This is a genomic window from Glaesserella parasuis, assembly GCF_002015085.1.
Classification (GTDB): domain Bacteria; phylum Pseudomonadota; class Gammaproteobacteria; order Enterobacterales; family Pasteurellaceae; genus Glaesserella; species Glaesserella parasuis.
This window is the reverse complement of record NZ_MUXW01000066.1, coordinates 1-8,535: the sequence shown is the minus strand read 5'-3', so window position 1 is coordinate 8,535 and position 8,535 is coordinate 1. Positions and strand designations below refer to the sequence as shown.

At 39.0% G+C, this 8,535-nt stretch carries 7 protein-coding genes; all 7 read left to right on the top strand.

All coding sequences use genetic code 11. The features are described 5' to 3' along the window. Positions 1-344 precede the first annotated feature (344 nt). Positions 345-986: a TfoX/Sxy family DNA transformation protein gene (locus B0183_RS11430; RefSeq protein ID WP_021111957.1), complete on the top strand. Its 642-nt coding sequence runs from the start codon at positions 345-347 to the stop codon at positions 984-986. A gap of 147 nt (positions 987-1,133) precedes the next feature. Further along, positions 1,134-2,528 carry a class II fumarate hydratase gene (gene fumC / locus B0183_RS11425; RefSeq protein WP_021119275.1) on the top strand — a complete coding sequence of 465 codons (1,395 nt, stop codon included), beginning with the start codon at positions 1,134-1,136 and terminating at the stop codon, positions 2,526-2,528. A gap of 181 nt (positions 2,529-2,709) precedes the next feature. After that, positions 2,710-3,888: an ATP-grasp domain-containing protein gene (locus tag B0183_RS11420; protein WP_021119276.1), complete on the top strand. Its 1,179-nt coding sequence runs from the start codon at positions 2,710-2,712 to the stop codon at positions 3,886-3,888. A gap of 134 nt (positions 3,889-4,022) precedes the next feature. Then, positions 4,023-4,781: an esterase family protein gene (locus tag B0183_RS11415; protein ID WP_005711160.1), complete on the top strand. Its 759-nt coding sequence runs from the start codon at positions 4,023-4,025 to the stop codon at positions 4,779-4,781. A gap of 37 nt (positions 4,782-4,818) precedes the next feature. Next, entirely contained in the window at positions 4,819-6,078 is a 1,260-nt protein-coding gene (lysA, locus tag B0183_RS11410; RefSeq protein WP_021111961.1) for a diaminopimelate decarboxylase, read from the top strand. Positions 6,079-6,096: 18 nt separating this feature from the next. After that, a complete protein-coding gene (locus B0183_RS11405; RefSeq protein WP_021119277.1) occupies positions 6,097-7,311 on the top strand; it encodes an aromatic amino acid transport family protein in 1,215 nt (404 codons plus the stop codon). 45 nt (positions 7,312-7,356) lie between these two features. Beyond that, the coding region (locus tag B0183_RS11400) for a MutS N-terminal domain-containing protein (RefSeq protein WP_459543474.1) at positions 7,357-8,535 on the top strand (1,179 nt) is incomplete at its 3' end.

Genomic DNA, 8,535 nt, shown 5'->3' with positions numbered 1-8,535 from the left:
GAAAAAGCAGAGTATGAAAGGGAAATTGACCGCTGCTGGTTGGTCAGATGAATTTCGAGATGAGCTGTTGCTCGGCATGTAGGTTGAAAAATGGACAACATATATGGTTGCCCTGGTGCTTTAAAACGATATTATGCATACCAATCAAACAAAAGACCGAAAATATAGGATTAAAATAGGGTATTTTTTGATCAGATTATCTATTTTTTTCTATTTTTTCGACGAGTATCACAAAAATAACACCTCCAACCAATTGCATTATTCTTGCTAAAAGCGATTATTTTACTGAGTGACTAAATGCTCAATCGTCACGTGTAAAAATGTATCGCAAACGAGGTTTTTTTATGAAATACATTGATGTAAAAACACAACACATTAGAAATTTGCTTTATCCTATAATTGGAGAAACTCAAGCAAAAACATATTTTTCCTACTATGGAATAATGAAAGATGGAGCTCTGTTTGCTCTATATAAAAATAGTAAATTCTATCTTCATATCTCAGGAAACTGTCTACATGAAGTACTAACTAATCCCAATATATCCCAACTGTCCGACTCTAAATATGGTATCAATTCTAAATCTTTCTATTTGATTCCAACAGAAATTTTATATGATTTAAAACCCATCTCCCATTGGATAACCAATGGTATTCAAGAGATTATAAATACAAAACACACCCAATATATAAAAAAGAAAAGATGTATCCGTACCTTACCTAATATGACTATTCAACTAGAAAGGACATTGAAAAAGTTAGGTATCAACTCCATCGATGAACTGATTGATAGAGGTGAAGTGGATATATTCGTTAATCTTCTTAAGATGGGTATAGATGCTGATCAAGCTATTTTGTTCCGTCTTTATGGAGCAATTAATCGACAATATATTTATACTATCTCTGATAAGACTAAGCAGGATCTACTTAATGATGCAAATCATGCTCTATATGAGGCTGGCTTACGTAAGCGCTTCAATGTTAAATAACACCTGCTTCTTATGTTGGATTTATGATCCATATCACAAAAACTAAAAAAACAAATAAGGAATGGATATTTTCCATTCCTTTATTTCTAGTAGAATGCTAGGATTCAACTATCAATATTATTATCCATTTTACTAGGAGAAACCCTAATGATATTCCGTATTGAAAAAGACACGATGGGCGAAGTGCAAGTACCGGCAGACAAATATTGGGCTGCACAAACTGAGCGTTCACGCAATAACTTCAAAATTGGACCTGAAGCATCAATGCCGAAAGAAATCATTGAAGCATTCGGTTATTTGAAAAAAGCAGCCGCTTACGCAAACCACGATTTAGGCGTACTTTCTGCTGAAAAACGTGATTTAATCGCTCAAGCCTGCGATGAAATTTTAGCGAATAAATTAGATGATCAATTCCCATTGGTAATCTGGCAAACAGGTTCAGGTACACAATCTAATATGAACGTGAATGAAGTGGTTTCAAACCGTGCGCACGTTTTAAACGGTGGTAAACTTGGCGAGAAATCGATTATTCACCCAAATGATGATGTGAATAAATCACAATCTTCAAACGACACTTACCCAACAGCGATGCACATTGCAGCATACAAAAAAGTGGTTGAACATACCCTTCCTTGTGTAAAACGTTTACAAAAAACTTTAGCTGACAAAGCAGCAGCATTCCAAGATGTGGTGAAAATCGGTCGTACTCACTTAATGGACGCAACACCATTAACATTAGGTCAAGAGTTCTCTGCTTATGCAGCACAATTAGCTTTCGGTATCAAAGCGTTAGAAAATACGTTACCGCACTTAGCAGAATTAGCATTAGGTGGTACAGCGGTAGGTACAGGCTTAAATACACCAACAGGCTACGATGTGAAAGTTGCAGATTATATTGCGAAATTCACAGGTTTACCGTTCGTGACTGCACAAAACAAATTTGAAGCACTCGCAACACACGATGCAATCGTTGAAACTCACGGTGCATTAAAACAATTAGCAGTTTCACTTTATAAAATCGCTAACGATGTACGTTTATTAGCATCTGGCCCACGTTCAGGTATCGGCGAAATCTTAATCCCTGAAAATGAACCAGGTTCATCAATTATGCCGGGTAAAGTAAACCCAACTCAATGTGAAGCAATGACAATGGTTTGCGCACAAGTGTTAGGTAACGATGTAACAATTTCATTTGCTGGTACACAAGGTCACTTCCAATTAAACGTGTATAAACCAGTAATGGCGTACAACTTCTTACAATCTGCGCAATTATTAGGCGATGCGTGCGTATCATTCGATGAACACTGTGCAATCGGTATTGAACCGAACTATCCACGCATTAAACAGCAATTAGATCAATCTCTAATGCTTGTAACTGCATTGAATACCCATATCGGTTATGAAAATGCAGCGAAAATTGCGAAAACTGCACACAAAAACGGTACAACACTCAAAGAAGAAGCGATCAACTTAGGTTTAGTAACAGCTGAACAATTTGATGAGTGGGTACGCCCTGAAGATATGGTTGGAAGTTTGAAATAACTGCTTCCATAGCATGGGTTTGATTTTAAAGCAAATTTATATTTAAAACATTTTTAAAGGCATTTTTATATTAATTCCAATATAGAAATGCCATTTATTCTATCAATATTTCCAAATTTCGATTAGAATCTCACCGCTTACACATTCTTATTATAATTTGTTCAAATTTAGAGGAAGAACTATGTCCAAACCAATGAACTTTGTGATGATTTCCCCTCACTTTCCAACCAATTTTGAAACCTTTGCAGTAAGATTGCGTGAAAGTCGGTTTAATACTTTGGGAATTGCAGACACACCTTACGAGCAATTAAGCGAAGGCTTACGCAACTCACTGACTGAGTATTATCGTGTGGATAATATGGAAGACTATGAGCAAGTTTACCGTGCGGTCGGTTATTTTGCGCATAAATACGGTCGTATTGACCGTGTTGAGTCGCACAACGAATACTGGCTTGAGTTAGACGCAAAATTGCGTACCGATTTCAACGTACCTGGCTATAAAAATGAAGATATGTTGGCAATCAAAACTAAAGATCAGATGAAAGAAGTGTTCCGCAAAGCTGGCTTAAAAGTGGCGAAAGGCCGTGTATTTAAAGATGATGAAGATGCACGCAAACTGGCTAAAGAACTCAAATTCCCTGTGATCATCAAACCAAACTCAGGTGTTGGGGCGAGCGATACCTACAAAATCAAATCTGCAGACGAATTAGAAGCTTTCTTCGGCTATAAAAATGCTCACGTTGAATACATTATGGAAGAGTTTATCGAAGGCGATATCGTGACTTTTGACGGTTTAACCGATAAAGACGGCAATATCGTGTTCTACTCAAGCCTTGAGTATTCTGAAGTGGTATTAGAAACGGTCGAAAAAGATAACGATATGTTCTACTACATTCCACGCGAAATCAAAGAAGATTTAGTTAAACTCGGACAGAAATGTGTGGACGCATTCAAAGTTCGTGAACGTTTCTTCCACTTTGAATATTTCCGTGTGAAGAAAACTGGCGAATTAATGCCACTTGAAATCAACTGTCGTCCACCAGGTGGTTTAACCATTGATATGTGGAACTATGCAAACGATTTTGACGTATTCAGAGAGTATGCGAATATCGTTAAAGAGAACAAATTCTACTCAAATATTACACACCCTTGGAATGTGGTTTATATTGCGCGTAAAGCGAATAAAAACTACAAACACACCATTGATGAAGTATGTCAAAAATATGCGGGTAACATTATCAGTGTTCAAACCGTACCAGGTGTTTTCGCTAAAATTATGGGCGAACACGGTATTTTGGCTCGTACTGAAACAATGGAACAAATGCGTGAAATTGCACGCTTTGCCCAAGAGAAGCAGTAATTTATCTCATATTTTCCTTTCCTAAGGAAAATTATCAAGTAGGGACACACTGCGTGTGTCCACTCTATTTTTAGAATTTGACAGTAGCGGACACACGCAGTGTGTCCCTACTGATATATAAAGGACAACAATCAATGCACTTTGAAAGACGTAGCCACTGGAGTGGTGAACTAGGACGTGAAATGCATTTCAACGTCTATGGACATGCAGGTAAACCTGTTATCGTCTTCCCATCATCAGGTGGAAACCAAAACGAATATGGCAATTTTGGTATGATCGAAGCCTGCCGTTCTTTTATCGATCGAGGCTTAGTTAAATTCTATACCCCAGACTCTTTTGACAGCGAATCTTGGCTTGCAGAATGGAAATCGGGACACGATATGGCACAGGCTCATAACGCTTACGACCGTTATATCATCAATGAATTTGTTCCGTTAATTCGCCACGAATCTCAGTGGGGGGGAGCAATGATCGCAACAGGTTGCAGTATGGGGGCTTACCATACGATCAACTTTGCATTACGCCACCCAGATTTGTTTGATACTGCAATTGCTTTAAGTGGTGTTTACGATGCTCGTTTCTTTACAAAAGAGTTTTACGGCGATCTTGCAATTCACATTAATTCACCGATTGATTACCTTTGGAATCAACACGATAGCTGGTTCTTAGATCGTTATCGTCAAAATCATTATATCGTTGCCGTAGGACAAGGTGCGTGGGAAGCTCAACACGTTGAAGACACTCGTCGTCTGCAAGATGCCTTTGCTAGCAAAGGTATTCAAGGCTGGTTCGACTACTGGGGACACGATATGGCACACGACTGGCCTTTATGGCGTATGCAAATGCCTTATTTCCTTGGGAAGTTGGAAGAGCAGGGAATTATTTACACCTGATTCTCTACGGGCTGTAAATCCAACAAGGATATTTTAAATGGATTATTTTCACTATAAAAACCAACAACTTTTCGCAGAAGATGTCGCCATTACAGACATTATTGCGCAGCATGGCACACCAGCTTATATTTACTCTCGGGCAACACTTGAACGCCATTGGCATGCTTTTGATAAGGCATTTGGTGATCACCCACACTTAATTTGCTTCGCAGTCAAATCTAACTCTAACCTTGCCCTGCTAAATGTAATGGCTCGTTTAGGCTCAGGCTTTGACATTGTTTCTCAAGGGGAATTAGAGCGAGTATTAGCTGCAGGGGGGGATGCAAGTAAAGTGGTTTTCTCTGGGGTGGCAAAATCGCATAGAGAAATTGCTCGTGCTTTAGAAGTTGGCATTCGTTGTTTTAATGTTGAGTCGGTTTCTGAATTAAAACGCATTAACGAAGTTGCAGGACAACTTGGTAAGATTGCCCCAATTTCATTACGTGTAAATCCAGATGTCGATGCTAAAACTCACCCTTATATTTCGACAGGGTTAAAAGAAAATAAATTTGGTGTAAGTGTCAAAGAGGCTCGTGAAGTTTATCGTTTTGCTACTACCTTACCTCATGTAAAAATTACAGGAATGGATTGCCATATTGGTTCACAACTTACCGAATTACAGCCATTTTTAGATGCCACTGACCGTGTGATTGTGCTTATGGAACAGCTAAAACAGGATGGTATCGAACTGCATCACCTTGATCTTGGCGGTGGCTTAGGGGTGACTTATACGGATGAAACACCGCCACACCCAATGGAATATGCTGCAGCGTTGCTCCATAAACTTCGAACCTACCCAAACCTTGAGATCATTTTAGAGCCAGGGAGAGCGATTACTGCAAATGCAGGTATTTTAGTCACTAAAGTTGAATATATTAAACAAAATGAAGATCGACGCTTTGCCATTGTAGATACAGGGATGAACGATATGATCCGCCCTGCATTATATGAAGCGTATATGCAAATTATTGAAGTAAACCAATCGCTTGTACGTGAAAAGGCAATTTACGATGTCGTTGGACCAATTTGTGAAACGTCAGACTTTTTAGGTAAACAGCGAGAACTTGCAATTACCGAAGGAGATCTGATTGCAATGCGTTCTGCCGGAGCTTATGGTGCAACAATGTCCTCAACTTACAATTCACGTCCACAAGCTATAGAAGTGATGGTTGATGGTGATAAAGCTCACTTAATTAAAGCTAGAGCAAGTTTTGAAGATTTATGGCGTTTAGAGAATATAGTGCCTCTTTGTAATTAATTTCATTCGGAGTATTTAATGCAAAAGCAACCATCTATTTTTGGCGGTGCCTGTATCATTGCAAGTGTATGTGTTGGCGGCGGAATGTTAGGACTACCGAGTGCTGGAGCAGGAGCATGGACAGTATGGACTGCAGTTGTAATGTTAATTACAATGATAGTTATGACGATTTCTGGTGCAATGCTACTTGAAGCATATAAAAATTATGACCTTCGAGCCTCTTTTAACACAGTTACTAAAGATATACTGGGAAATAAAGTAAATATAATTAGCAACATTTCTATCTACTTTGTGGGAGGTATTTTGCTATATGCATATATAACCTCTCTTGGATATCTATTTCAAGATTTGCTTAATATCACAAATCAACTATCTGCTATTATTTGCGTTTTAGTCTTCGGCGGATTAGTTTGGCACTCAACTCGAGCTGTTGATAGAATTTCCATCATTCTAATTATTTTTATGGTATTGAGCTTCATCTTTAGCATCTGGGGACTTGCTACTAATATTAATTTTTCCTATCTTTTTGATACTGTCAATAAAGAGCAAAATGCTTATGCACAGTATACCATGATGATGTTACCTATAGCTCTGACTTCTTTTGGCTACCATCATTCAGTCTCCTCAATGAGGGCATACTACGGTGAAGAAAAAAGAGCATCTAAAGCCATAATTTATGGAACCATGATTGCTCTGGTTTTCTATCTAATATGGATTGGTTGCGTATTTGGCAACCTTCCAAGAGAAAAATTTACCCCTGTTATTCAAAATGAAGGAAACATTGATGTACTATTAAATACATTAGGCAATGTAATAAATACACCAAGTATAAAGCAAGCACTCAATGCATTTTCTATCGCAGCTATTTTATCTTCTTTCATTGGGGTTGGACTTGGAGTTTTTGACTTTTTAGCAGATCTCTTCCAATTCAAAAACGATAAATTAGGTAGAACAAAAAGTTGGTTTGCCACATTTATACCGCCTCTCCTATTATCTTTACTCTTTCCATTTGGATTTATCACTGCCATCGGATATGCTGGAGCCGTGGCAACTATTTGGACATGTATTATTCCTGCGTTACTAATATATAAACAACGCCAAAAAACAAGACTATATGGATTTAAAGCTTTTGGTGGAACACCAATGATTTGGTTTATTGTCTTATTTGGAGTCTTCGTTGCGATTTTCCACATCTTAACAATGCTAAAGATGTTACCTATATTCATAGGATAGATTATAGATATGGTCTATAGCTAATTTAACATTCAAAATAACATAATGAAAAATCAAAATAATTTCCTACAGCACACGCCAATGATGGCTCAATATCTCCAACTCAAAGCACAAAATCCCGATATTCTTCTGTTCTATCGTATGGGCGATTTTTATGAGTTATTTTACGACGATGCCAAAAAAGCGGCTGCGTTGTTAGATATTTCTCTGACTAAACGTGGGCAATCAGCAGGTGAACCAATTCCAATGGCTGGGGTACCGTATCACGCTGTTGAAGGTTATTTGGCGAAGTTGGTGGCGTTGGGTGAGAGTGTGGCGATTTGTGAGCAAATCGGCGATCCTGCAACCAGTAAAGGTCCTGTTGAGCGTAAAGTCGTACGAATTATCACACCTGGAACGGTCAGCGACGAAGCGTTGCTACCAGAACGCCAAGACAATTTGGTCGCCGCAATTTATCAAGAAAAAGGCGTTTTCGCCCTTGCGACATTAGATATGGCTTCTGGGCGTTTTTTGATTAGCGAATTACCTAACAAAGAGGCACTGTCTGCCGAGTTACAACGCACCCAACCTGCCGAGATTTTGTATCCTGAAGATTTTTCTGATGCAGGTATTTTACAGGGTTACAAAGGCTTACGCCGCCGACCTGTTTGGGAATTTGAGCTAGTTACAGCCATTCAGTTGCTTAATCGCCAATTTGGGACACAAAATCTTACAGGTTTTGGAGTAGAAAAGGCGGTGGTTGCCTTGTGTGCGGCTGGTTGTGTCTTGCATTATGCTCAAGAAACTCAACGCACCGCACTGCCACATATCAACAGCATTCATTTGGCTCAAAATAGCGATACTGTCTTACTTGATGCGGCAACTCGCCGAAATTTGGAATTAACCACCAATCTGGCAGGCGGTACAGAAAACACACTTACATCGGTTTTGGATAAATGCGTCACCCCAATGGGTAGTCGTTTACTCAAACGTTGGATCCATCAACCTATTCGTGATTTAGCCAAACTGCATACTCGCCAGCAAACCATTTTGGCATTGCAAAAAAATGAACGTATCGAACCGCTTCAGCCCCTGCTACAACAAGTAGGCGATATGGAACGGATTTTGGCTCGCGTTGGATTACGCACTGCTCGCCCTCGTGACCTAACCCGTTTGCGCACAGCTTTAGAGCATATCCCCGATATTGTAAAACATTCACAACATCATATAAACTCGCAAAATTTT